The sequence below is a fragment of the Flammeovirga aprica JL-4 genome (genome assembly GCF_012844305.1).
Classification (GTDB): Bacteria; Bacteroidota; Bacteroidia; order Cytophagales; family Flammeovirgaceae; genus Flammeovirga; species Flammeovirga aprica.
The window spans coordinates 1-868 of the sequence record NZ_JABANE010000326.1 but is presented as its reverse complement, the minus strand read 5'-3'; the positions used below and the strand labels follow the sequence as shown (position 1 = coordinate 868).

General features: G+C 29.5%; 1 protein-coding gene. It reads left to right on the top strand.

Annotated elements, in window-relative coordinates; all coding sequences use genetic code 11:
* Positions 1 to 48: 48 nt before the first annotated feature.
* Positions 49 to 868: SMI1/KNR4 family protein (locus tag HHU12_RS34170; protein ID WP_169661183.1), on the top strand; the 820-nt coding region annotated here is incomplete at its 3' end.

Sequence of the window (868 nt, the reverse complement as noted above, 5' to 3'; positions counted from 1 at the left end):
GACTTATGATTATGGAACATTATTTCACAGTGTTAAAGTAAAATGAATATGATGAATAAGTATTTGAAATTCTACGAATCAGTAATTGAGTTTTTAAAACAAACAGATAGTATTACTAAGAATATTGCGATCTCTGGAAATGAAAGAGATATTCAAAAAATTGAAGAAAGAATAGGCTTTAAGTTACCTGATATGATCTATTATGCATTGAAAGTATGGGGCGGTAATGGATTGGATTTTTATGGATATGGTAGTGTTTTTATTAGTAAACCAGAAATTGGTTTTATAAATGAAGCAATAACAGTTTTAGAGAATATTTCAGAAATTCGTACTAAGTATATTTTTCCTCACCTTCCAAATATCAAAAATATCTTACCAATTCGTTGGTATGATCCTTATGGTCAAGGGGTATTTTTATTTATGGATTGTGATGATGACGAAGGTAGAACTTATGAGTTAGAAGGAATACTGGTGGAGGAGGATATTTATGGCGTCCCTATTGCTTTAGATGATGAAGAAGAACCAGAGGTAACAGATCCTCATGCTTATGATGTGGGATTTTCAGGACCTGGAATTTATCATGATATGCCTTTAAGAAAGGCTGTGAAATACTATTTTATTACTGGAATAAATTTCAAAGATGACAAAAAATACAAGTACATTAATTTTTCATCATTTGAAGAAATAACATGGGCAAAATTTTATCAATATTATATTGAAAATGGACAAAAACTAAAAATATACTCTCCATTAAATAAAGGATGGGATGAAAATTTCATAAAAAAAATGCAAGAAAGAGAACAACAAACAGGAGAAATATTAGGAATAGAAGCTTACGAAATCGCCTACATTAAATACTTGATAGAAG